15 protein-coding genes are annotated in these 25,328 nt (G+C 39.1%); 12 read left to right on the forward strand and 3 right to left on the reverse strand.

Translation table 11 applies throughout. The features are described 5' to 3' along the window. Window positions 1-47 precede the first annotated feature (47 nt). From D0817_RS13950 to D0817_RS13990, 9 genes are all read left to right on the forward strand, one after another. Complete coding sequence (locus D0817_RS13950; RefSeq protein ID WP_127338994.1) at window positions 48-3,176, forward strand: SusC/RagA family TonB-linked outer membrane protein; 3,129 nt, start codon at window positions 48-50, stop codon at window positions 3,174-3,176. A 12-nt stretch (window positions 3,177-3,188) separates the two neighbouring features. Continuing rightward, on the forward strand, window positions 3,189-4,760 hold the full coding sequence (locus D0817_RS13955) for a RagB/SusD family nutrient uptake outer membrane protein (protein WP_127338995.1): 1,572 nt from the start codon (window positions 3,189-3,191) through the stop codon (window positions 4,758-4,760). 22 nt (window positions 4,761-4,782) lie between these two features. Continuing rightward, window positions 4,783-6,153, forward strand: coding sequence for a hypothetical protein (locus tag D0817_RS13960; RefSeq protein ID WP_238160879.1), 1,371 nt, complete (start codon window positions 4,783-4,785; stop codon window positions 6,151-6,153). Between the two features lie 74 nt (window positions 6,154-6,227). Next, complete coding sequence (locus D0817_RS13965; RefSeq protein ID WP_127338996.1) at window positions 6,228-8,711, forward strand: glycoside hydrolase family 2 TIM barrel-domain containing protein; 2,484 nt, start codon at window positions 6,228-6,230, stop codon at window positions 8,709-8,711. Window positions 8,712-8,716: 5 nt separating this feature from the next. Continuing rightward, entirely contained in the window at window positions 8,717-10,309 is a 1,593-nt protein-coding gene (locus D0817_RS13970) for a GH39 family glycosyl hydrolase (protein ID WP_127338997.1), read from the forward strand. Window positions 10,310-10,354: 45 nt separating this feature from the next. Then, window positions 10,355-12,592, forward strand: coding sequence for a glycoside hydrolase family 3 C-terminal domain-containing protein (locus D0817_RS13975; RefSeq protein WP_127338998.1), 2,238 nt, complete (start codon window positions 10,355-10,357; stop codon window positions 12,590-12,592). A gap of 184 nt (window positions 12,593-12,776) precedes the next feature. Continuing rightward, a complete protein-coding gene (locus tag D0817_RS13980; protein WP_127338999.1) occupies window positions 12,777-14,288 on the forward strand; it encodes a cellulase family glycosylhydrolase in 1,512 nt (503 codons plus the stop codon). Between the two features lie 116 nt (window positions 14,289-14,404). Continuing rightward, window positions 14,405-16,351 (forward strand): sialate O-acetylesterase, encoded by a 1,947-nt coding sequence (locus D0817_RS13985; RefSeq protein WP_127339000.1) that lies wholly within the window; start codon window positions 14,405-14,407, stop codon window positions 16,349-16,351. A 195-nt stretch (window positions 16,352-16,546) separates the two neighbouring features. Then, window positions 16,547-18,955 carry a glycoside hydrolase family 95 protein gene (locus tag D0817_RS13990; RefSeq protein ID WP_127339001.1) on the forward strand — a complete coding sequence of 803 codons (2,409 nt, stop codon included), beginning with the start codon at window positions 16,547-16,549 and terminating at the stop codon, window positions 18,953-18,955. 458 nt (window positions 18,956-19,413) lie between these two features. On the opposite strand, the gene D0817_RS13995 is transcribed toward D0817_RS13990, so the two are convergent. Next, entirely contained in the window at window positions 19,414-19,965 is a 552-nt protein-coding gene (locus D0817_RS13995) for a CvpA family protein (protein WP_127339002.1), read from the reverse strand. Between the two features lie 336 nt (window positions 19,966-20,301). Here D0817_RS13995 and D0817_RS14000 point away from each other — a divergent pair, with 336 nt between their 5' ends. The 3 genes from D0817_RS14000 (at window position 20,302) to D0817_RS14010 (ending at window position 22,511) form a co-directional block, all read left to right on the forward strand. Continuing rightward, window positions 20,302-20,658, forward strand: coding sequence for a hypothetical protein (locus D0817_RS14000; protein ID WP_127339003.1), 357 nt, complete (start codon window positions 20,302-20,304; stop codon window positions 20,656-20,658). Between the two features lie 289 nt (window positions 20,659-20,947). Next, window positions 20,948-21,967, forward strand: coding sequence for a phenylalanine--tRNA ligase subunit alpha (gene pheS, locus D0817_RS14005; RefSeq protein ID WP_127339004.1), 1,020 nt, complete (start codon window positions 20,948-20,950; stop codon window positions 21,965-21,967). Between the two features lie 136 nt (window positions 21,968-22,103). Further along, complete coding sequence (locus D0817_RS14010; RefSeq protein WP_127339005.1) at window positions 22,104-22,511, forward strand: hypothetical protein; 408 nt, start codon at window positions 22,104-22,106, stop codon at window positions 22,509-22,511. 257 nt (window positions 22,512-22,768) lie between these two features. Here D0817_RS14010 and D0817_RS14015 read toward each other — a convergent pair whose 3' ends face one another. Beyond that, window positions 22,769-23,764 carry an NAD(P)H-dependent glycerol-3-phosphate dehydrogenase gene (locus D0817_RS14015; protein ID WP_127339006.1) on the reverse strand — a complete coding sequence of 332 codons (996 nt, stop codon included), beginning with the start codon at window positions 23,762-23,764 and terminating at the stop codon, window positions 22,769-22,771. A 368-nt stretch (window positions 23,765-24,132) separates the two neighbouring features. Beyond that, window positions 24,133-25,290, reverse strand: coding sequence for an iron-containing alcohol dehydrogenase (locus D0817_RS14020; protein WP_127339007.1), 1,158 nt, complete (start codon window positions 25,288-25,290; stop codon window positions 24,133-24,135). Between the last annotated feature and the right edge of the window lie 38 nt (window positions 25,291-25,328).

Here is a 25,328-nt window from a genome sequence, read left to right on the forward strand (position 1 = left end):
TAAATTATAAGGTAACTAACTATAAATTTAACCAATTCTTAATTATTATGAAAAGCAAATATTGTATAAAAACAACAATGCTTCCGTTTTGTATGGCGCTGCTGCTTAGCGTCTTTACGCTACAATCTGGTTTTGCACAGGAGCAGGCCCAGGTCGTAACCGGAAATGTAAAATCAGCAGAAGACGGTATGGGCGTTCCCGGTGCTACCGTTGGAATTGAAGGAACGAAAACAGCAACCTCAACAGATTTTGACGGAAATTTCAAACTGGAAGTAAAAACAGGCAACGTACTTGTGATCAGTTTTATGGGATTTAAAACGCAACGCGTAACTGTTGGAACTCAGAAAACAATTGCTGTTACCTTACAGACCGAAGCGGCAGATCTTAAGGAAGTGGTTGTTATTGGGTATGGTTCACAGAAAAAAACACTGGTAACCAATGCTGTTACTCAGGTTAGTGGAGAAAATCTTGCCAGAACCAATACAACAAATGCACTTCAGGCACTTCAGGGTCAGGCAGCAGGAATCCAGATTACTTCTACTTCAGGGCAACCGGGAGAAGGATTAAATGTGGTGATCAGAGGTGTGGGTTCAACAGCAGGAAGCAGTCCGCTATATGTTGTAGACGGAATACTTACTACTGATATTTCTTATTTAAGCAATTCAGATATAGAATCTATTTCTGTATTAAAAGATGCGGCATCTGCTGCTATTTATGGTTCTCAGGCTTCCAATGGAGTGGTTTTGGTAACCACTAAAAAGGGAAAAAGAGGTTCGGCAGGACAAATGACTTTTGATCAGTATTATGGTGTACAATCAGTATCGAGAAAAGTAGATTTGTTAGATGCTACAGAATATGCGACGATACTAAATGAGGCGAGAGTAAACTCTGGTAATACTCCTTATTTTACCAATGCCCAAATTGCCGGAATGGGTTCCGGAACAAAGTGGATGGATAAAATGCTGGTTGATAATGCAGCTACCAAAAACTTCTCATTTGGTGCCTCCGGTGGCTCGGATACTTCTGTATATTCGTCCTCTTTGTCTTATTTAGGACAGGAAGGAGTTGTAGGAGGTAAAGATTTATCGAACTATGAGCGTTATAATTTCAGATTCAATTCAGAACATAAATTATACAAAGATGTAGTGACTTTCGGTCAGAACTTAAGTTTTGCTTACATTAATAAAAACGGAATCGGAGTTGGAAATCAGTACAGCAATTCTTTAAGAAGTGCTTTTCAGGTATCACCATTATTACCGATGTACGATGCCAATGGTAATTATTACGATAGTACCAAAAACAGTGAGCCGTGGCTGGCAGGTCAGGCAAATCCTTACGCATTAATGGTGTATAACAATCAGAATGAAAGCAATAACCAAAAATTGCTTGGAAATGTGTACTTGCAAATAGAACCAATCAAAAACCTGACATTCAGAACTACTTTAGGTCTTGATTATTATGCAGGTGAAGGACATTCTTACCTTCCTAAATATCAATTGTCAATTTATGCCAACAGTGTTGCTGATAAAGTAACTCAAAACATGAATAAAGGCAAAACACTTACCTGGGATAATTTACTGACGTATAAGTTTAATGTTGCCGAAACGCACCGTTTTGAGACCATGGTAGGAACATCATCTATTAATTTTGACGGAACTACAATACAGGCTTCCAATGCAGATTCGTTTTTTAGTGATCTGGAACATGCCTGGTTAGACAATACAACCAATAAAGACGGTGCTAAAATAGCCTTAAATGGTATCAAGCAACAGACTAAAAGAATGTCTTATTTCGGAAGATTAAATTACAGTTTTAAAGAAACTTATTTGTTAAATGCCACTTTTAGAGTTGACGGATCTTCCATTTTTGCCAAGCAGAATGAATGGGGCTATTTCCCATCTGTTTCCGGAGGATGGATTGCTTCCAACGAAGCATTTTTAAAAGATTCAAAAGTGATCAATTTTCTTAAATTGAGAGCGTCCTGGGGGCAAGTTGGAAATCAGAATGCAAGAGCTTTTCAATACCTGTCACCCATAAAAGTAGACGATACTAATTACAATTTTGGAGAAGAAGGCGCTCTTACTCCGGGAGCCTACCCAAACAGATTATCTAATCTGGACTTAAAATGGGAAACTTCCGAGCAGATTGACCTTGGTCTTGATGCCAGATTTTTAGACAATGCCTTAAATTTCACAGTTGATTTTTATAAGAAAACCAACAAAGACTGGTTAATATTAGCGCCAATTTTAGCAACTGCAGGTGCTGATGCACCATTTATTAACGGAGGAAATGTTGTTAATAAAGGGGTTGAGGTAAGTTTGAATTACCAGAATAATATTGGAGATTTTAAATATAGTGTGAGTGCAAATGGCGCTTATAACAAAAATACAGTGGGTGCAATACCTACAGCAGACGGAATCATTCATGGATTGCCTAATGAACTTTATGACAATTCAAGTGAATTCTACAGAGCACAAAACGGATACCCGTTAGGCTATTTCTGGGGATATAAAACCGGAGGTGTTTTTCAAAACCAGGCACAAATTGACAATTATAAATCGTCAAACGGTGTAGTATTACAGCCTACTGCAGCTCCAGGGGATCTTATTTATGTCAACACAAACGGAGATGATAAAATTGACGCTACTGATAAAACCAGTATCGGAAACCCTAATCCGGACTTTACTTATGGGTTCTCTTTATCAGGTAGCTACAAAGCATTTGACTTTTCGGTTTTGGCGAATGGTGTAGCAGGAAACCAAATTGTACAATCCTACAGAAACCAATCCGGTGCTTACGGAAATTATACTTCTGCCATATTAGATCGTTGGCATGGAGAAGGTTCTTCGAACACAACACCAAGAGTAACAGAAGACAACAGGAACTTTACACAGTTTTCAGATTTATATGTTCAGGATGGGGATTTCTTAAGAATCAGTACGGTGACAGTAGGATTTGATTTGGCAAAAATGAAACAATCTAAACCGTTTTTTGCAAGCCAGTTCAGACTTTACTTTTCAGTATTAAATCTGTACACTTTTACAAAGTATAACGGTATGGATCCTGAAATTGGATTTGGTTCTTCCAACGATGACCAAAAATTTTCATCAGGTGTAGATGTTGGTTATTATCCACGACCAAGAACATTCATGATGGGATTAAATGTTAAACTTTAATAATAAAAAAAGATGAAAAATACATATTTATATATTTTCTGTTTGAGTTTATTATCTCTGGGTTCTTGTAGTTTAGAAACAGAGCCGATGACACCAATAGATACAAGTTTTTATAAAACCAAAGAAGATGCTTATGTAGCATTAGTAGGTTGTTATGACGGAATGCAGGTGGCAACAGGTGGTGCAGGAATGGGAGTTCCGGTATTAAGTGAAGTAATGTCTGATGATTGTTTTGGAGGGACAGGAAATTCAGATGGTTACAATTACGCAGCCATAGATGAGTTTGATATTACACGATCTCCTGGAGATGTTGATTTATTGAACACTAATTGGATTGCCTATTATAAAGGAATCTATCGTTGTAATATGTTACTGTCCAAAATGGATCAGATTCAATGGGACGGAGATACGGCATTAAGAAATACCTACGAATCTGAAACTAAATTTATCAGAGCGTATCTTTATTTTGAAATGGCCCGTTTGTGGGGTAGTGTGCCTTTGTTGACAGCACCTTCTTCTGAGAACGTACCACAGGCAACTCCTGAAGAAATTTATAAAGTAATTGCAGAAGATTTAGTATTTGCCTCAAACAATTTACCTACAGAAGCCTATAATGCGAAACCAAACGGACGCATTACAAAATGGGCAGCAAAATCTTTACTGGGACGTGTTTATTTATATTATACAGGATATTACGGAAAAACGGATTTAGCCGGGGTAGTAACCAAAACTCAGGCCTTAGCACATTTAGAAGATGTTATCGCTTCAAGTGGTCATGGTTTAGTAGCTGATTTTTCTACTTTATGGCCGGCAGCTTCAGTAGAAAAGTATGCAGGCGAAGCCAATAAAGAATTTGTTTTTTCTATTAAATACACCTATACAAGTGATTATAACGGAAATACAGACAGTAACCAATGGATGGTAATGTTTGGAATGAGAGAATTCTCCTCTTATCCGTATGGCCGTGGTTGGGGTGTTACCGTAAATTCAAAATTATGGAATGCTTACAGCGTAACAGATACAAGACGTACAGCAAGTATCATCGGAGTTGACGAAGAAAAAATCAAATTTGATAAAAAGAACAGCCAGAGAGAATACACCGGTTACTACAACAAAAAATATTCTCCAATGGTGAATAAAGAGGGAGTAGATCTTCCGATTGCTATGGGAAGCCAGTTTTGGGACATCAGCCAATTTCAGGATTATGTAGTGCTAAGATATTCAGACGTTTTATTGATGGCTGCAGAATTGGGAAGCGGAAGTGCTCAGCTTTACTTTGATGAAGTAAGAGAAAGAGCGTACAAAGAGAATTTTGTAGCATTACCGGTAAATCCTGAAAATATTTTGAATGAAAGACGCCTGGAATTTGCTCTGGAAGGGATAAGATACTATGATTTATTACGTCAGGGTGTTGGAAAAGCTTCTTCTGCAATTGCAGAAACAACAACTTTGCTAAATGGAGGAGTACCTGCCACAAAAACAATCTCTGCAGGTAAAATTCAGGAAACAAAAGGACTGATACAAATTCCAAATACTCAGATTACATTATCTGGTGGAGTTTTGAAGCAAAATGCGGGGTGGTAATTTTAACTTAAAAGGAAAAGAAATGAAAAATATTAAATTATTAATGACATCATTTGTGATATTAGCAGCATTGCTGATATCCTCTTGTTCTCCGGACACCTATTCTCTGGAAGAGCCGATGGCTAAATCGGATATACATTTTGAAATTACTCAGGATTTAGTTACAGATCCGGGAGGAAATACAGTACTATTAAAAAATACAACTCCCGGAGTGGTATTAAACTGGGATTATGTTACCGGAAAATCTAATAAAGCACTACAAAAAGTGCAATATGCTTTTAAAGGGAACTATACCATTAAAATTTCAGCTGTAACTGATGGCGGTATCGTTGAGTTAGATCCGGTAACCATTACAGTTAGTACAGATAACTTAAATTATGTTAATGATCCTCTTTGGACCGCATTATCAGGTGGAGTTGGTCACAAGAAATCATGGATCCTTGATAATGGGAAGTATGGTTTAGCTCCGGGTGCGATGTCTTTTGCAGATCCAGGCACGGTAGTAGAATGGGGTAAATTTTCTCCAAACTGGGAACCTGCAGGAAATGCCAATTCAAGTACAGATGCTGATATGCACTGGGGAAGATACATGACATTCAGCCTGGACGGAGGACCTTTTATGACCGTTCATGAAGCAAACGGAACAAGTATCGAAAACGGATCTTATTTCCTTGATATTAATGCTCATACATTAACTACAACAGGGGCTACTATTTTAAGACCTGACAATTACATTGCAAATGCGAGTAACTGGAACACTGATATTAAAGTATTAACACTTACGGATAATCAGTTGCGAATTGCTATCAAAAGAACCAACAGTGAAGGGCCATGGTGGTATATCTGGAATTTCGTTTCTAAAGAATATGCAGACAACTATGTTCCTGTAGTTACGGACCCTGTTCTTGATGAAGGTTACAATCCAACTTTTGCCCCTGGAGAATTGCTGACCATGTTAACAGGAGGAGCCGGTGCAGGAAGAGTATGGAAGTTAGATGCAGCAGGTAATCCGGTGGACTGGGTAGGAAAAGGTATCGGATGGACCAAAGGACCTAATGATTCTTATAACTGGGGATGGAATGATGACTGGGCAGCAATTGCCGGTAATTCATGGATACGTTTTGATCAGTGGGAAGGTAAACTGAACTATACCCGCAGCCAAAACGGAGTAGTTACTACAGGTTTATTTACCATAAATGCCGCAACCAACGAAATTAATCTTGGAACAAATACATTGCTTCAAAATACAACCAGCTGGATGAATCCAACTACAAATGTTATTAAGGTAGTGAAAGCCTATAATACCGGTTTTCTGACTAAAGGCATCTGGTTAGGAACATCTTACGATGCGACTAAGGATGAATGGTTTGTTTTCCATTATATTATCCCTTAAAATATTACAGTTTTTAGTTTAACAATAACCTGAAAGTTTCATCGCTTTCAGGTTATTTTAAAATTTACAATACTATGCTTCAGCTCACTTTATATAAAAAATTAGGATTACTTTTTGGATGTTTTCTTGTATTGACGGCATGCCATACATCCGGGGATCAAAAGTTTAAGGACCGAAAAGTTTCTTTCAATTCAGATTGGAGCTTTCATTTGAATGATAGTATTCTAGATAAAGATACCATCGGAACTGCAACAAAGTGGCGGACTTTAAATGTCCCGCACGATTGGAGTATCGAAGGGAAATTTGATGAAAAAAGTCCTGCCGGATACGGAGGCGGAGCACTAAACGGTGGTTTAGGCTGGTATAAAAAAATATTCAAAGTTGCCGCTGAAGACAGCAGCAAAGTAACCTCAGTCACTTTTGACGGGGTTTATAAAAACAGCGAAGTCTGGATCAACGGACATTATTTAGGAAAACGCCCCAACGGGTATATTGGTTTTCAATATGAAATTTCTCCTTACCTAAAATATGGAGATCAAAACAATGAAATAATTGTAAAGGTTGACAATTCAAAACAACCCAACTCACGTTGGTATTCAGGTTCCGGAATTTTCAGAAATGTCTGGATCGAAACTACCGACAAACTTCACGTAGGGCAGTGGGGAACTTATATTACCACCCCAAAAGTTACGGCCGAAAAAGCTTCGGTACAAGTTGAAACGACCATTCAGAATCAATATTCAGGATCGAAAAAAGCAACCGTAACCACTACTATTTTTAAAGAAGACACCCAAGTAACATCGGTTACCCAAAATATAACAATTGGTAAAAATGCCAATCAAACCATTAAACAGGAAGTACAGGTTGAAACACCAATTTTATGGTCTGTCGAAAAACCGGAACTGTATACGGCAGTGACGGAAATTTCGCTTGACGATACCGTTATTGATGCCTATAAAACCAGTTTCGGAATCCGGGATTTTAAATTTGATTTAGATAAAGGCTTTATCCTGAATGGAAAACAGGTTAAAATAAAAGGCGTTTGTTTACACCATGATTTAGGGCCTTTAGGTTCAGCCATTAACACAAGAGCTATCGAACGTCAATTGGAAATCATGAAAGAAATGGGCGTAAACGGAATCAGGACGACGCACAATCCGCCTGCTCCGGAACTGCTGGATCTTTGCGATAAAATGGGTTTCATTGTCATGGATGAAGCTTTCGATATGTGGAAACAAACCAAAACCAAATACGACTATGGGAATGACTGGGACAAATGGCACAAAAAAGATTTAATCGATCAGTTATTACGTGACCGGAACCACCCAAGTATATTTATCTGGAGTATCGGAAATGAAATCCCCGAACAATGGAACGAAAACGGGGTGACAATTGCCAAAGAACTGGCCGCCATTACCCGTGAGTACGATAAAACCAGACCGCTTACCGCAGCCATGAATCCACCGGTCAACATGAATATTGAAGGTGTAAATCTACAATTCGAAAAAGCAGAAGTGCAATACAATGCCATTGCCGCCTCGGGTGTTTTAGACCTTATTGGCTACAATTATGCGCATCAGACCTACGAATATCATCAGAAAAATTTCCCAAACACACCATTTATAGCGACCGAAACAACTTCCGCTCTGGAAACCCGCGGATATTATGATGCAGTTTCAGACACCCTAAAAAAATGGCCGGTACGATGGGATCTTAAATTTAGGGGAGGAAATCCGGGCAATACCGTTTCAGCTTACGATCAGGTACAGGCACCATGGGGCTCGACCCACGAAGCCACCTGGAAAGTCATCAAAAAATACGATTTCCTTTCGGGCATGTACATCTGGACAGGTTTCGATTATATCGGAGAACCAACACCGTACGAATGGCCATCGATCAGCTCTTATTTTGGAGTAGTTGATTTAGCCGGCTTCCCAAAAGATGTGTATTACATGTACCAAAGCGAATGGACAAACAAAACCGTGCTGCATATCCTGCCACACTGGAACTGGAAAGCGGGACAAAATGTGGATGTCTGGGCATACTACAATAAAGCCGATGAGGTTGAACTTTTCCTAAACGGAAAATCAGTCGGAATCAGAAGTAAAAAAGGAGATGATTTGCACGTGATGTGGCGAATTCCTTTTCAGCCCGGAACACTAAAAGCAGTTTCGCGTAAAAACGGAAAAATTGTTTTAGAAACGGAAGTTAAAACAGCAGGAAATCCGGCCGGCTTAAAATTAACGGCAGACCGAAGTACCATCAATGCCGACGGAAATGATTTATCATTTGTAACCGTCGATATTTTGGACGAAAAAGGAGTTTTGGCACCAAATGCAAACAACGAAATCAATTTTTCCCTAAAAGGAAACGGAAAAATTGTGGGTGTCTGCAGCGGAGATCCGGTCAGTCATGAATCGTATAAAGGAACAAAACATACAGCACTGAATGGAAAGTGCCTGGTCGTAATTCAGTCCGGTAATGAAACCGGAAGACTCGAACTAACCGCCAAAGCAAACGGATTGAAACCTTCTACAACTGTAATCACTGCAGAATAAATACTATGAAAAGAAATGTAATACTGCTCTTTATTTTAATAACCCTGATCAATGGTCAATTGTCCGGACAGAATTCCGCTGCTCAGAAAGCTGCTGAAGACCGGATTATAAAAGTCGATTATACTAAATCGGCGGGAGCATTCAATACCATGTTTAAACAATGTGTCGGAGCCGGAAGAGCCAATGAAGGCCTGCGCGCAGACTGGCAGCAACAACTGGCAATGCTGAAAAAAGACTGTGATTTTAAATACATCAGAATGCATGGTTTATTATCAGATGATATGGCTGTTTATTATGAAGATGAAAAAGGAAACCCACAATACAATTACCAGTATATAGATGCTCTTTTCGACTTTATTGTGAGTATCAAAATGAAACCTTTTGTAGAATTAGGATTCATGCCTTCAGCACTTGCCAGTGGAAATCAGACCATTTTTTGGTGGAAAGGAAATGTTACACCTCCCAAAGATTATAAAAAATGGGAAGACTTTATACAAAACTTAACCGCGCATTTCACCCGGCGTTACGGAGCTGAAGAAGTAAAAACCTGGTATTTTGAAGTCTGGAATGAACCGAATCTTTCACCCGGATTTTGGACAGGAACACAGGAAGACTATTTTAAATTATATGAATATGCAGCCCGTGGTATAAAAAGCGTAAATACAGCGTACAAAGTCGGAGGCCCTGCAACAGCAGGAGCGGCATGGGTTCCGGAAACAATTGAATTTTGTGCTAAAAATAAGGTGCCGATCGATTTTATTTCGACGCATACCTACGGCGTAAAAAGCGGGTATTTAGATGAATTCGGAACTTCGGGAACCATCCTGAATAAAGACGAGAGCAGTATAAGTGGTGATGTTCTGAATTCACGTCAGCAGATTGCGAATTCGGCTAAGCCAAATCTTGAATTGCATTATACAGAATGGAGTTCCTCCTATACACCGGCCGACCCCATTCACGATAGTTATCACTCGGCAGCGTATATTCTGCAGAAATTAAAACAGGTGGGAAATGCCGCAAACTCGATATCGTATTGGGTTTTTACCGATATTTTCGAAGAAGCAGGCCCGAGGTATACGCCTTTTCATGGCGGTTTCGGATTGCTGAATCTTCAGGGAATTAAAAAACCGGCTTATTTCTCCTATTCTTTTCTGAATAAGTTAGGCGAAACAGAACTCCAAAATAAAGATACTTCATCATGGGTTTGTAAAAATTCAAAAGGAGATGTTCAGCTTTTATTCTGGGATTTCACCAATACGCATCCCGGAGACAAAGTGCTGAATCAAACCTATTACATTCAGGATTTACCATCCGGAGAAAAAGGAAAGGTAAAAGTTGAAATCGACGGACTGCAGAAAGGGAAATATATTCTGGAAATTTATAAAGTAGGCTATAAAGTAAATGATGCTTTCGCAGACTATCTCGCGATGGGAAGACCAAAACAACTCACAGCAGAGCAGGTACATCAGATTAAAGAGAAAAACAGTGGTGCTTTGGTGGCATCAGAAAAAGTAGTAATAGATTCAAAAGGAACTTACAGTAAAGATTTCAAAATAAATGAAAATGATGTTTTCCTGTTGAATCTCGTAAAACAATAACCTCCGAAATAACGAACATACAAAACCATAATAAATTTAGTAAGCATGAAAAATAAAATACTATTTCTGTCGGCAGCTTTGGCTTTTATCGCATTTGCATCCTGTAAAAACGACGTTCAGGGTTCAGGTTCTGATTCCGCTCAGACAGAAGAATATCAGGGAAAAGAAATAGACACCACACATGACGCCGAAATAGATAAACTGATTGGTCAAATGACCATTGAAGAAAAAATCGGAATGCTGCACGGTAACAGTATGTTTAGTACCGGTGGCGTAAAACGTTTGGGTATTCCGGAATTAAAAATGGCCGACGGACCGTTGGGCGTTCGTGAAGAAATTTCACGTGACAATTGGGCACCCGCTGGTCTAACGAATGATTTTGCAACCTATTATCCTGCCGGAGGAGGTTTGGCCGCTACCTGGAATACAGAAATGGCCCATACTTTCGGAAGCAGTTTAGGAGAAGAATTACGCGCCAGGGATAAAGACATGCTGCTTTCGCCAGCCATCAATATGGTAAGAACGCCACTTGGAGGAAGAACCTACGAATACATGTCCGAAGATCCGTTTTTGAACAAAAAAATAGCAGTGCCGTTAATTGTTGGTTTACAGGAAAAAGATGTAATGGCCTGCGTGAAACATTTCGCAGCAAACAATCAGGAAACAAACCGTGATTTTGTCGATGTGCAAATTGACGAGCGTACGCTTCGTGAAATTTATTTACCGGCTTTTGAAGCGGCAGTGAAAGAAGCAAAATCCTATAGTATTATGGGCGCTTACAACAAATTCAGAGGCGAATATTTATGTGAAAATGATTATATGCTGAATAAAATCCTTCGTGACGAATGGGGATTCAAGGGAATTGTAGTTTCAGACTGGGCTGCGGTGCATTCAACAGCAAAATCATTGAAAAATGGTCTGGACATTGAAATGGGAACGCCAAAACCTTTCAATGAATTTTTCCTGGCAGACAAATTAATTGACGCCGTGAAGTCCGGAGAAGTTTCAGAAGCTGAAATCAACCTGCACGTAAAACGTATTCTCAGAATGTTGTTTCAGGTAAAAGCAATGGGCGGCGGAGAACGTGCTAAAGGAAGTATTGCAACAGAAGCACATTACCAGGATGCCTACAAAATAGCAGCAGAAGATATCGTACTGCTTAAAAATGAAAACAATGCACTTCCGTTAAAACTCGAAGGTGTAAAATCGATCGCAGTAATCGGAAACAACGCCACGAAGAAAAATGCCCTGGGCGGATTCGGAGCCGGTGTAAAAACCAAAAGAGAAGTTACTCCGTTAGAAGGTCTGAAAAACAGATTGCCTTCCTCTATTAAAATCAATTATGCAGAAGGTTATTTGGAGCGTTACGATGAAAAAAACAAAGGAAATTTAGGAAACATCACTTCCAACGGACCGGTTACCATAGACCAGTTAGATCCGGCTAAATTACAGGAAGCCATTGAAGCCGCTAAAAAATCGGATGTTGCCATCATTTTTGCAGGTTCCAATCGTGATTACGAAACCGAAGCTTCTGACCGCAGGAATTTAAACCTGCCATTCGGACAGGAAGAATTAATTCAGAAAGTATTGGCCGTAAATCCAAGGACTATTGTGGTTATGGTAGCCGGAGCGCCTTTCGATATTGATGCTGTGAGCAAAAAAACATCCGCGTTAGTGTGGAGCTGGTTTAACGGTTCTGAAGGTGGAAATGCGTTGGCAGATGTATTGCTTGGAAAAGTAAACCCATCCGGAAAATTACCATGGACAATGCCTAAAAAAATCATGGATTCTCCTGCACATGCCACAAACAGTTTTCCGGGAGGAAAAACAGTTAACTATGCAGAAGGAATTTTAGTAGGCTACCGTTGGTTTGATACTAAAAATATTGCGCCTTTATACCCTTTCGGATTCGGGTTGTCCTACACCACTTTTGCTTTCGATAATGCAAAAGCAGATAAATCGGAATATGCGTTGAACGAAACCATTACCGTTTCGGTTGAGGTAAAAAATACCGGAAAAGTAGATGGTAAAGAAGTTGTGCAATTGTACACTTCAAAAACCGATTCAAAAATTACACGTGCCGCACAGGAATTAAAAGGTTTCCAAAAAACAGCCGTGAAAGCAGGAAGTTCCAATACTGTAACCATCAAAATTCCGGTGAAAGAACTGGCGTATTATGATGTAACGGCAAAAAAATGGACCGTTGAACCAGGGAAATATATTTTGAAAGTAGGAAATTCTTCGAGAGACATCAAAAAAGAAATTACCATTAGCATTAAGTAAAAAAATAACAGGAAAGCGGTTTTGACCATATAAGTGATGTGAGGAAATATAAGTTTGGCTTAAATGAAATACTTATATGACTTATATGGTAATTCATTCGAATAGTCTGAAATGTTTTAATAAATGAAATAGAATGAGTTGGCTGAGGGTCAGCTGCTCCCTTAACGAATTTTGATTTTATAAAATGAAAAAGAGTATAAAAAATTACTGTATTACGGCCCTGCTTTGTATCGCTGTAAGTGGCGTCTTTGCCTGTAGCTCAGAAAAAGACGTACCGGAGAACACGGTCGGAAAAACGCTTACGGTAAATACAAACAAAATAGATTTCGAAGCGAAAGAAAGTGCAGCCAATGTTGTCATTGCGGCAGAAGTTACCTCATGGAACATAAGCGCATCAGACGCCACTTGGATTCAGCTGAGCAAGACTTCCGGAAGTAAGGGAACCAGTCTGGTAACCATTACCGCTTTGGAAAACAAAACAAAAGACACCAGAACAGCTACAATCAAAATCAGTTCAGCAGAAGCCGCACCGTTACAGATTTCGGTTTCTCAGGCCGGTGCAGTAGCAGTCGAGCAGGGACTATACCCAAGTTACAATACCAATCCGATTGCTGCAGATGCTTCAGGTATGAACAGTACCGCAGTACAACTCGCAGCAAAAATAAAACTGGGCTGGAATATCGGAAATACGCTGGAAGCCACCAACGGAGAAACAGCATGGGGGAATCCAAAAGTGACAAAAGCATTAATTGATGCGGTTAAGGCCAATGGATTCAATGCCATCAGAATTCCGTGTTCCTGGAATCAGTATTTAGCCAATACCGCCACTGCACAAATAAAAACGGACTGGCTAAACAGGGTCAAAGAAGTCGTGCAATATTGTGTCGATAATGATATGTATGTGGTCATTAACATTCACTGGGACGGCGGATGGCTCGAGAATAATATCACCGAAGCCAAAAAAGTGGAAAACAATGCCAGACAAAAAGCATTTTGGGAACAGATCGCAACACATTTCAGAGGATTCGATGAGCATTTGCTTTTTGCCAGTGCCAACGAACCCAATGTTGAAGATGCGGGACAAATGGCCGTTTTAACCTCCTATCACCAGACTTTTATCGATGCCGTTCGTGCAACCGGAGGGAAAAATGCGTATCGTACCTTAGTAGTGCAGGGACCTGCAACCGATATCGAAAAAACAAACAAACTGATGCTTAACCTGCCTGTAGATAAAATCGCCAACCGAATGATGGTGGAGGTACATTATTATTCTCCGTGGAATTTTGCCGGCCTGACCAAAGATGAAAGCTGGGGAAAAATGTTCTACTACTGGGGAACCGGATTTCATTCGGCAACAGACACAGAGCGCAATGCTACCTGGGGAGAAGAAACGGATTTAGCGAATAATTTCAAATTGATGAAAACACAGTTTGTAGACAAAGGAATTCCGGTTTTACTGGGCGAGTTTGGAGCAATCCGCAGAACTTCTTTAACAGGAGAGGCTTTGACCCTACATTTGAATTCAAGGGCCTATTATCTGAAAACAGTAGTAAAACAAGCAAAAGCAAACGGATTATTACCTTTTTACTGGGATGAAGGAAGTGCAGGAGACAACAGCTTCGGAATCTTTAACAGATCCAATAATACGGTTTTCGACGCGAAAGCGCTAAGCGCATTGATCGAAGGACTGCAATAAAATCAGTTTACCGCAAAGTTACAGGCATTACCGCAGGGAACGCAAATTAGAGCGAACTTTGTGATTGCTTTGTGACTTTGCGGTAATTTTTTATGCTTAATTTTAAATAAAAAAAAATGAAGAAAAATATCACCTTTCTCTTTCTGGTTTTCAGTATAATCACCAATGCCAATGTAAAGATGCCCCTGTTGTTTTCTGACGGAATGGTGCTGCAGCGCAATAAACCAATCCCGGTTTGGGGCTGGGCCGATCCCGGTGAAAAAGTAGAAATTCATTTTAACAAACAGACCAAAACCGTTCAGGCCGACAAAAACGGTAAATGGACCGTTAATCTAAGCCCGGAAAAAGCGGGTGGTCCTTTTGAATTAGTCCTTTCAGGAAAAAACAAAATCACGATCAAAAATGTTTTGGTGGGTGAAGTCTGGATTTGCAGCGGACAATCCAACATGGAATTTCAGGTTTTTAAAACAACGAATGCCCAAAAAGAAATCGAAGATTCCAATTATCCGATGATTCGTCATTTTGGAGTGGCGCAGGATTTAAGCGGTTCGCCAAAAAGCGATTTAAAAGCAGGAAAATGGGAAGTCAGCAGCAAGGAAACAGTAGGTAATTTTACCGCTGTCGGATATTATTTCGCTAAAAAACTATATGCCGAATTAAAAATCCCGATCGGAATCATCAATACCTCCTGGGGCGGAACCAACGTAGAAACCTGGACGAGTCACGAAGCATTTCAAAACAGCGATGATTTTAAGGCCATGATTGCTGATGTTCCGTCTGTTAATATGGACGAGATTTTTGAAAGCTATAAAAAATCAGTTCTGGAAAATGTTAGAAAAGTTCAGGGTTTTGAAGTTTCAATGGAAAACGAAAGCCAGTTTAAAGACCCAAACTTCAATGATAAAAACTGGCCGGAAATAAAAGTCCCGTCACTTTGGGAAAATCAGCAGCTGGGCAATATGGACGGCATTGTCTGGATGCGAAAAACCATTGTTTTAACAGCAGAACAAGCCAAAAAAGAGGCTGTTTTGTATTTGTCAAAAGTTGATGATGAAGATCAGACGTATGTGAACGGAGTCGAAGTAGGAACAAACAATCTTTGGGACAAACAGAGAGTTTACAAAATCCCTGCAAATGTGCTGAAAGAAGGAACAAACGTAATTTCAGTCAGAGTTACCGATTACAGCGGCGGTGGCGGAATTTACGGTGATCCGGCCGATTTAAAAATCGATTTTAAAGATGCAAGCCTGCCTTTGGAAGGCCTTTGGAAATTTAATGTGATAAAAGTAAAAATTGAAGTGTCACCAAACAGTTATCCGTCATTACTGTACAACGCCATGGTAAATCCGTTGGTTCCATACGCATTTCAGGGCGTTTTATGGTATCAGGGTGAAGCCAATGTCTCGAGAGCAAACGAATATAAAAAAGCATTCCCGCTCATGATTACAGACTGGAGAACAAAATGGAATCAGGGGAATTTCCCTTTCTATTTTGTACAATTATCCACTTTCGACGAGTTTGGAGGAAACAGTCAGAAAGGAAGCCGTTGGGCCGAACTTCGCGAAGCACAAACCGGAACGTTAAAACTACCCAACACCGGAATGGCCGTAACGACCGATATCGGAAATGCAAAAGACATTCACCCAACCAACAAACAGGATATTGGTTTGCGTCTGGCAGCAATCGCCATGAATAATGTGTATGGTAAAAAACAGGTTTTCAGCGGTCCGGTTTATCAATCTCACGAAATAAAAGGAAATCAAATTATTTTAAATTTTAACCATATCGGCAGCGGATTAGCAACTCCTGATAATACTGAATTAAAAGGTTTCGAAATCGCAGGTGCCGACAAAGTATTTCATCCGGCGAAAGCCATTATACAAAACAACAAAATAATCGTTTCCGCTAGCGACGTTCCAAATCCCGTTGCTGTTCATTACGGCTGGGCAGACGACGATACCGAAATCAATCTTTTTAATAAAGAAAAATTTCCGGCATCACCATTCAGAACGGATAATTGGGAAATGATAACAGCCAACGAGAAATATAAAGTCAGTAAATAGATATTTGGGCGTGACCACCTCCCGATAAGAGGGCAAACATACAGGGTGTACATGCGCCCTCTTATCGGGGTGCGGTCGGGCTATCCGCACTACTTCGGTAGTTAGCTCCTATCCCTCACGCGGACAAATGGAGAAAAATCGTTTTTTGTCCTTCAACGAAAAATATATCAAAAAGCAAAAAAAAAATACCAGCTTATGAATCTACCCATCATAAAAAAAACATTTTTCATTTTACTGCTCACTTCTTTCTGTATCAAAGCTACAGCCCAGTCCACTCATGTTTTGTGGTACAATCAGCCGGCTGAATTCTTCGAAGAAAGTCTGGTTCTTGGAAACGGAAAATTGGGAGCAACCGTTTTTGGAGGCGCCAATTCCGATAAAATCTATCTGAACGATGCGACACTTTGGTCCGGGGAACCTGTAAATGCAAATATGAATCCCGAAGCGTACAAAAATATTCCGGCGATTCGCGAAGCATTAAAAAATGAAAACTACAAACTGGCCGATGAACTGAACAAAAAAATTCAGGGTAAAAACTCCGAGTCCTTTGCGCCTTTGGGAACGTTGGAAATCAACAATTCCGAGAAAGGAAAAGCAGTCAATTACCATCGGGAACTGGATATTTCGAATGCCATATCAAAAGTAAGTTACGAAATGGCCGGCATCAAATATACACGCGAATATTTTGTCTCGGCTCCCGATCAGGTTATGGTGATCAAATTGACAAGCGATCAGAAAGGAGCTTTAAATTTTGACATTAATTTAAAGAGTTTACTGAAATCAACGGTTGAGGTCAGAAATAATATACTGGTCATGACTGGTTTTGCACCCATTCATGAAAACGAAGGATACACGCTTCTGCCCAAGTACAAAGACGTAAAAGAAAGAGGGATACGATTTACCACCTTAATCCAAATTAAAAAAACAGACGGAAAAATTACAAATTCCAGAGAAACTTTAAGCCTGAAAGAGGCAACCGAGGCTATTATTTACGTTTCTGTGGCCACGAGTTTTAATGGTTTTGACAAAAATCCGGCCACCGAAGGGGTAGATGACATTACCATTGCATTGCAAAACCTGAATAAAACCTTTGCAAAACCATTCGATAAAGTAAAAGAAAATCACATTGCGGATTATCAGAAATTCTATAACCGCGTAAATCTCGATTTAGGAAAAACAACCGCACCGGATCTTCCGACAGACGAGCGTTTATTGCGCTACGCTGACGGAAAAGAAGATAAAAACTTAGAAATCCTGTATTTTCAGTACGGGCGTTATCTGCTCATCAGCAGTTCAAGGACAATGGGTGTTCCGGCCAATTTGCAAGGCATCTGGAATCCCTATCTCAATCCGCCCTGGAGCAGTAACTATACAATGAATATCAATCTGGAGGAAAATTACTGGCTGGCCGAAAACACCAATCTTTCAGAAATGCATTTGCCGCTTTTGAGCTTTATAAAAAACCTGTCCGTAACCGGAAAAGTGACGGCAAAGACTTTTTATGGCGTAAACAAAGGCTGGGCATCGGCTCATAACTCGGATATCTGGGCAATGTCAAATCCGGTTGGGCAATTCGGAAAAGAAGATCCAAGCTGGGCGTGCTGGCCATTATCAGGAGCCTGGTTAAGTACACATATCTGGGAGCATTATGTTTTTACGCAGGACAAAGAATACCTGAAAAAAGAAGGCTATCCGATTATGAAAGGCGCCTCGGAATTTTTTCTGGAATGGATGATTACCGATAAAAACGGCAAATTAATTACATCGCCATCTACGTCTCCCGAGAATAAATATATCGCTCCTGATGGTTTTATCGGGGCAACGATGTACGGCGGGACAGCCGATCTGGCCATGATCCGGGAATGTTTTGATAAAACCATTAAAGCAGCGAAGGTTTTGAATACCGATTCCGATTTCAGGACAAAGCTGGAAGCAGCGCTTTCAAAAATGTATCCGTACCAGATTGGTAAAAAAGGAAACCTGCAGGAATGGTATTTCGACTGGAATGACGAAGACCCGAAACACCGTCACCAGTCCCAATTGTTCGGACTTTTTCCGGGCGATCATATTACGCCTTTAAAAACTCCTGATCTGGCAAATGCTGCCAAAGAAACGCTGGAAATAAAAGGCGATGAAACAACAGGCTGGTCAAAAGGCTGGCGTATTAACCTCTGGGCAAGACTTTGGGATGGCAATCGTGCGTACAAAATGTTCAGGGAATTATTGCGATACGTAGATCCGGACGGTAAAAAAACGAAAACACCCAGAAGAGGAGGAGGAACCTATCCGAATTTATTCGATGCACATCCGCCTTTTCAGATCGATGGTAATTTTGGAGGTGCCGCTGCCGTAGCAGAAATGCTGGTGCAATCGGACGAAAACGAAATCAGATTATTGCCGGCCTTACCCGATCCCTGGGAAAGCGGAAAAGTAAAAGGAATCTGTGCCCGTGGCGGATTCGAAATTGAAATGGAATGGGAGAATAAAATGCTGAAAAAAGTTTCAGTTTCTTCAAAAACAGGAGGGAAAACAACCCTGATCAACGGAGATAAAAAAGAAAATGTCGTCTTGAAAAAAGGAGATAGGAAAGAAATAAACTGGTAAAAGTTTCTTTTGAAAACGCATGTCAGGCTGAGCGAAGTCGAAGCCGCCGTTCAAAAATTAAACCGATAGCTACTACGTTTGAAAACGAATGTCACCCTGAGCGGAGTCGAAGGCCTGCTTATCGGGAAGGGCTTCGACTTCGCTCAGCCGGACAAAAAAAATTAAACCCGATAGGTTTTAAAAACCTGTCGGGTTTAAGAAATAAACCGATAGCTACTACGTTTGAAAACGAATGTCACCCTGAGCGGAGTCGAAGGCTTGCTTATTGGGAAGGGCTTCGACTTCGCTCAGCCGGACAAAAAAAATAAACCGAAAGCTACTACTTTTGAAAACGAATGTCACCCTGAGCGGAGTCGAAGGCTTGCTTATCGGGAAGGGCTTCGACTTCGCTCAGCCGGACAAAAAAAAATAAACCCGACAGGTTTTTAAAAACCTGTCGGGTTTAATCGTTACGGATGTTATTCTTTCGGAGAAGCTTCAGTTTCTTTTTCTTTATCGTTTTTCTTTTGACTTTCCTTAAAAGCCTCGTACCATTTTTCAATCGAAGGATAAACGTAAGCCGCTACTTTTTTAATCGGATTGTAAAAAACAGATTTATCAAGTGTTTCCTTTTTGGCGAACGTATTATCGAAGTTTATTTTTTCAAAAAGGGCAATTACAATACTCAGGATCAGGATGGTTCTCAGTACCCTGAAAAAACCGCCGCCTAATTTGTTCAGCCAGCCCAGCATTGCAAAATCAGCAATTCCGGTTAGGAATTTGGCCAGTAAATAGACCGCAATCACGACCAGTATAAAAGTCAGTATAAAAGCCGTAATCTGAATGTTAGTCGGATTCCAACTGACATGTTTTGCGATCAGGTCCTTCATGAAAGAAGAGAATTTTATCGCCAAATAAATGCCCAGCAGCAAAGAAACAAAAGAAGCGATTTCGACAAAAAGTCCGTTTTTAATGCCTTTGTACAAGCTAAAAGCTAAAAGGGCTCCTAAAATAATATCTAAAAAACTCATATTGCTGTTGTTTTACTGAGGCGCAAATATAAAAGAAATATCCAGTTTTTAAGGGGCAAAGGTTCAGAGATACAAAGGTTCAGAGGTTTGATTTTGTATGCCTTTTTATTTTAAAAGAATACACAAACAAAAAATAACGGGTGTTAATCCGTTAAACCGGCTGTATAATTGGTAATTTATTCAATACAATACCAGAAGCAGTTAATTCTAGGTCTTTGGATTGAAGTTGCTATCTTTGCACTAATAATTTTAGGGTTCAGATTGTTGATTTTAGATTTAAATAATCATTAAATCATTGCGCAATCTAGAATCTAAAATCTAAAATCACAAATAGAAATGTCAAGAGATACACAACTAAAAGAGCGCTGGGAAAAGCTCGTCGATATACTTTCAAATCAATTCTCACAAGGCGAAGACCTTGATTTGGATGCGATTATTTACTTAATCGGTGTTCAGGAATACGGTAAGGTACACCGTGAATACAAAAAAGACGAAAAATTAAACCTGATGCACATTGCCATCTGCAGATTATTGGAGCCATACGGATTTTACGAATTCGAATATTTCGATGAAGACGGCTGGCCACATTACAGGGTAAAAGAAGAATTACCGCCACTAAAAGCGGGTGAGCAATCGGTTTTAATGAAAGAAGCCATTGTAAATTATTTTTTAGAAAGAGAAGTTATTGAGTAAAATTTAGTCGCAGTATTCAGTCGCAGTTTACACCGTACAGTTACTGAATACTGCGACTGAATACTGAATACTGAACTTCCTGCTTAAAAAGAAAACAATCTTGAAATATTGATTTTACGAATCATGATGGAATAGATTTTTGGCTCAAGAAAGTGCAGGAAACAGAAAGCAACATAAGTCTGATAAAATAGTTATGAATAATATCATCGCTTGCAAAGGAAACTTTGAACTTTAGACTTTAAACTTGAAACAAATTATGTAAATTTGTATTCTCAATTATTGAATGAAAATGATAGATAAGATAAAAGACTATATTGGCGAGGCAGAAGCTTTTTCAACAGAAAATGCCGCAGAGCTGGAAGCATTCCGTATTAAATTCTTAGGAAAAAAAGGGGTTTTGAATGACTTTTTTGCCGAATTTAAAAACGTGCCAAATGATCAGAAGAAAGAATTCGGACAAGTTATAAATGCACTGAAAACAACTGCTGAAGATAAAGTAAAAGTAATTGTTGAAGCATTAGAAAGTAAAGAAGAATCTAAAGGGGTTTTTGGTGATTTAACACGTGCGGCAGAACCTGTAATTATCGGTTCACGCCACCCTATTTCGATCGTTAAAAATCAGATTATCGATATTTTCGCCAACATCGGATTCAATGTTTCCGAAGGACCGGAAATCGAAGACGACTGGCATAACTTTACCGCACTAAACTTACCGGAATATCATCCGGCACGTGATATGCAGGATACGTTTTTCATTCAGACCAATCCTGATGTGTTGTTGCGTACGCATACATCGTCTGTTCAGGTGCGTTATATGGAAAATCACAAACCGCCAATCCGTACCATTTCTCCGGGACGTGTTTTTCGTAACGAAGCGATTTCGTCACGTTCACACTGTATTTTCCATCAGGTAGAAGGATTGTACATTGATAAAGACGTTTCGTTTGCAGATTTGAAGCAGACGTTGCTTTATTTTACGAAAGAAATGTTCGGAAAATCAAAAATCCGTTTGCGTCCGTCTTATTTCCCGTTTACGGAACCTAGTGCTGAAATTGATATTTACTGGGGCCTGAAAACCGAAACCGATTATCGTATCACAAAAGGAACAGGCTGGCTTGAAATTGGAGGATGCGGAATGGTAGACCCTAATGTTCTTAAAAACTGCGACATCAATCCTGATGAATACAACGGTTTTGCGTTTGGAATGGGAGTAGAGCGTATTGCTATGTTACTGTATCAAATTGGTGATATCCGTATGTTTTACGAAAATGACGTTCGTTTTCTGGAGCAATTTAAATCGAATATATAATTTTAGATAGTAGATTGACAATTTAGATCTCAGATTACGCTGGCAAGCCCTGAAATGGTCAATCATTATTAATTACAATACATAAACCTTTGTTGAAGTTTAGACTTTGACAAAGGTTTTAAAGCTTTTAACAAAAATGAAAAAAGACATAACAATCCCGGAAGTAGAAAACGTTTTTCTGGCTGCCGTTCAGGAATGGAGCGACGATTTTATGGAGAAAGTATGGTATGCTTATCTTGTAAACGACAGCGATTTTAATTTAGATGGTGTAATGGTCGTTTCCAAAGCATTTGGAACAATAGAAGGGGAAATGAAAAAAACGTCTGTTTTACGTCATGCTTTTGTTGAAGTTCCTGCTGTTTCTGTAGTGAAAATCGAAATGATTGAAAAAAGCCTGCTGGTGTTAAACAACGAATTTATGGTGACTTTCTTTATCGGAAATACGTTATACGACAAGAAATTCATTTTCAAATCTAATTTAATCAGCGAGAACAATACGGAAGAAGTGCCGATTTTGTTTGTGGATGGGGTTATGGTGAAATAGAGAAAATAGAGTATAGAATAAAGAGTATAGAATAAAGAGTATAGAATAAAGAGTATAGAATAAAGAGTATAAAATTAAGAGTATAAAATTAAGAGTATAGAAAATAGAGTATAGAATAAAGATTCTTATCTCTGAACATAAAAAAAGAGTCAGGACTTATTAATTTCGTCTTGACTCTTTCTTCTTATATCTATTTTATAAAGTCTATTTTCTATACTCTATTTTCTCTATACCCTTTATTCTATATTCTTAAAAATTTAGTCCAAAGACTCAGTAAGTTTCTTGAAAACCGATTTAGCGTCTTTACCTTCATATAGAATGCTGTAAACGGCGTCGATAATTGGCGTTTTGGCACCGTAACCCTGATTTAGTTTGTAGGCACTTTTGGTGGCGTAGTACCCTTCGGCAACCATGCTCATCTCCATCATCGCACTTTTTACGGTGTATCCTTTTCCGATCATGTTTCCGAACATCCTGTTTCTTGAAAATACAGAGTATCCCGTAACCAATAAATCGCCTAAATAAGCGGAATCATTGATGTTACGTTTCATTTTATGTACTTTTCGGATGAATTTCTTCATTTCGCGAATTCCGTTACTCATCATCACCGACTGAAAATTATCTCCATAACCTAATCCATGCGCGATTCCGGCAGCAATAGCGTAAATGTTTTTAAGCATGGCAGCATATTCGGTACCGATAATGTCATCTGAAATTTTGGCTTTAATGTAATTTCCGGAAAGGGATTTCGCAACAATGCTGGCTTTGTCAGGATCGCCACAGGCAATGGTCAGGTAGGAAAGTCTTTCTAATGCCACTTCTTCTGCGTGGCAAGGACCCGTGATTACACCAATGTTATAATACGGAATGTCGTATTGAATATGGAAATGTTCCCCAACAATTAAACTGGTTTCCGGAACAATACCTTTAATAGCAGAGAAAATAATTTTATCGGCTAGAGACACTGTCAGGTTTTTGAGTTCTGCGTCCAGGAAAGCAGAAGGAATAGCAAAAATTACATAATCTGCATATGCAACAGCTTCATTGATATTATTGGTCAGTTTAAGTTTTTTGGTGTCAAATTCTACCGAACTTAAATAATTTGGATTGTGTTTGTATTTTTCAATGTGTTCTATGGCAGCATCGTTGCGCATGTACCACGCAATTTCGGAAAGATTTACACAAAGCATTTTTGCAATTGCCGTAGCCCAACTTCCTCCTCCAATTACTGCAAATTTTAAATTTTCGCTCATTATTTTAATAATTTAAAACAAAAGTACTTAATAATGTAGTAATAATACAAAATCTGATTTAAGAAATTTAAAAACACGCTGTAATTGCAATGGTTTTCAGGGACTTTAGAAGAATGTAAAAAATATTTTAACAAGTACACAATAATTTTGTGATCCCTGCGTTGTAAGTAATTATAAATTAGAATTTTAATGAGTTTAGCACAAATTGAGTTAGTTAGTTTTGTTTTAGTATTTTAAAAGGCGTTCCTAAATAAATTAAGAACGCCTTTTTTGATTTAAATATTCAAAACAAATTCCAATTTTTAAATTCCAAATTCCAATAGTACATGTGCCTTTGGAATTTAGAATTTAAAAAAATTGGAATTTTATTAATAACTCATTTCCACAATAGCTTTTACTTTGTCTAAAGTAACCAATTGTTTTTCTCCCAGACCTTTCCAGCCTCTTTCGTCAAAACGGTTTACAATGAAATCAGCGGTTTTATCGTAGTCGTTGGTGTATTGCGATAATTTGGTATCCATTCCCATAGTGTGGAAGAAAGCTACCGTTTGATTGATCGCTTCTTTTGCCACTTCGTCATCAGAACCGTTTAAGTTGAAAATACGTCTTCCGTATTGTGCTAGTTTTTCTTTTTTGGTGTCAAACATCACGTGGTACAAACTTGGACCTACAATCGCCAGGGTTCTGGCATGATCGATACCGTATAAAGCGGTTAATTCATGACCAATCATATGGGTGGCCCAATCGGAAGGAACTCCTTTTTGAATCAGTCCGTTTAACGCCATCGTACAGCTCCACATAAAGTTCGAGGCCAAAGCATAATCTGTTGGATTTTCTACGACTTTTGGACCAACTTCAATTAAAGTCTGTAAAATTCCTTCGGCAATCCTGTCCTGCAAATAACCTTCATGCGGATAGGTTAGGTATTGTTCCATAACGTGGGTGTAGGCATCTACAACACCGTTTTGAATTTGTCTTTTTGGCAAAGATTCAATAACCGTTGGATCACAAATAGAGAATTTTGGAAATAAAGCACTTCCGCCGGAAGCTAATTTTTCCTGAGTTGCTTTAATTGTTACGACATATCCGGAATTCATTTCGCTTCCCGTTGCTGGCAATGTCAAAATAGTTCCAAATGGTACTGCATTTTCTTTAATCAACAGACGTTTTTGTAAAATATCAATTGGGTTTCCGTTAAAATTAACGGCAGCCGAAATAAATTTCACACCATCAATAACAGAGCCACCGCCAACAGCCAGGATAAAGTCGATTTTTTCGGCTTTAATCACTTCGACAGCTTTCATCAGCGTTTCAAAATGTGGATTGGGTTCAATTCCTCCAAATTCCACGATTTCAAAACCTTTTAAGTTTTGGATTACCTGTTCGTGAATTCCGTTTTTAAAAATACTTCCACCGCCATAAGCCAATAATATTTTAGCATCTTTTGGAACTAAAGTCGAAAGTTTTTCAATTTGTCCTTTTCCGAAGATTAAATTCGTCGGATTATATAATTCAAAGTTTAGCATGTTTTTTTCTTTTTTTTATAGGTGCTAAGCTGCTAAGT

This window comes from Flavobacterium cupreum (assembly GCF_003996965.1).
Taxonomy (GTDB): domain Bacteria; phylum Bacteroidota; class Bacteroidia; order Flavobacteriales; family Flavobacteriaceae; genus Flavobacterium; species Flavobacterium cupreum.

Bases quoted from the DNA above. Each gene is read 5' to 3' on its own strand.
- D0817_RS13950 (WP_127338994.1), top strand. From the start codon at position 48: ATGAAAAGCAAATATTGTATAAAAACAACAATGCTTCCGTTTTGTATG.
- D0817_RS13955 (WP_127338995.1), top strand. From the start codon at position 3,189: ATGAAAAATACATATTTATATATTTTCTGTTTGAGTTTATTATCTCTG.
- D0817_RS13960 (WP_238160879.1), top strand. From the start codon at position 4,783: ATGAAAAATATTAAATTATTAATGACATCATTTGTGATATTAGCAGCA.
- D0817_RS13965 (WP_127338996.1), top strand. From the start codon at position 6,228: ATGCTTCAGCTCACTTTATATAAAAAATTAGGATTACTTTTTGGATGT.
- D0817_RS13970 (WP_127338997.1), top strand. From the start codon at position 8,717: ATGAAAAGAAATGTAATACTGCTCTTTATTTTAATAACCCTGATCAAT.
- D0817_RS13975 (WP_127338998.1), top strand. From the start codon at position 10,355: ATGAAAAATAAAATACTATTTCTGTCGGCAGCTTTGGCTTTTATCGCA.
- D0817_RS13980 (WP_127338999.1), top strand. From the start codon at position 12,777: ATGAAAAAGAGTATAAAAAATTACTGTATTACGGCCCTGCTTTGTATC.
- D0817_RS13985 (WP_127339000.1), top strand. From the start codon at position 14,405: ATGAAGAAAAATATCACCTTTCTCTTTCTGGTTTTCAGTATAATCACC.
- D0817_RS13990 (WP_127339001.1), top strand. From the start codon at position 16,547: ATGAATCTACCCATCATAAAAAAAACATTTTTCATTTTACTGCTCACT.
- D0817_RS13995 (WP_127339002.1), bottom strand. From the start codon at position 19,965: ATGAGTTTTTTAGATATTATTTTAGGAGCCCTTTTAGCTTTTAGCTTG.
- D0817_RS14000 (WP_127339003.1), top strand. From the start codon at position 20,302: ATGTCAAGAGATACACAACTAAAAGAGCGCTGGGAAAAGCTCGTCGAT.
- pheS (WP_127339004.1), top strand. From the start codon at position 20,948: ATGATAGATAAGATAAAAGACTATATTGGCGAGGCAGAAGCTTTTTCA.
- D0817_RS14010 (WP_127339005.1), top strand. From the start codon at position 22,104: ATGAAAAAAGACATAACAATCCCGGAAGTAGAAAACGTTTTTCTGGCT.
- D0817_RS14015 (WP_127339006.1), bottom strand. From the start codon at position 23,764: ATGAGCGAAAATTTAAAATTTGCAGTAATTGGAGGAGGAAGTTGGGCT.
- D0817_RS14020 (WP_127339007.1), bottom strand. From the start codon at position 25,290: ATGCTAAACTTTGAATTATATAATCCGACGAATTTAATCTTCGGAAAA.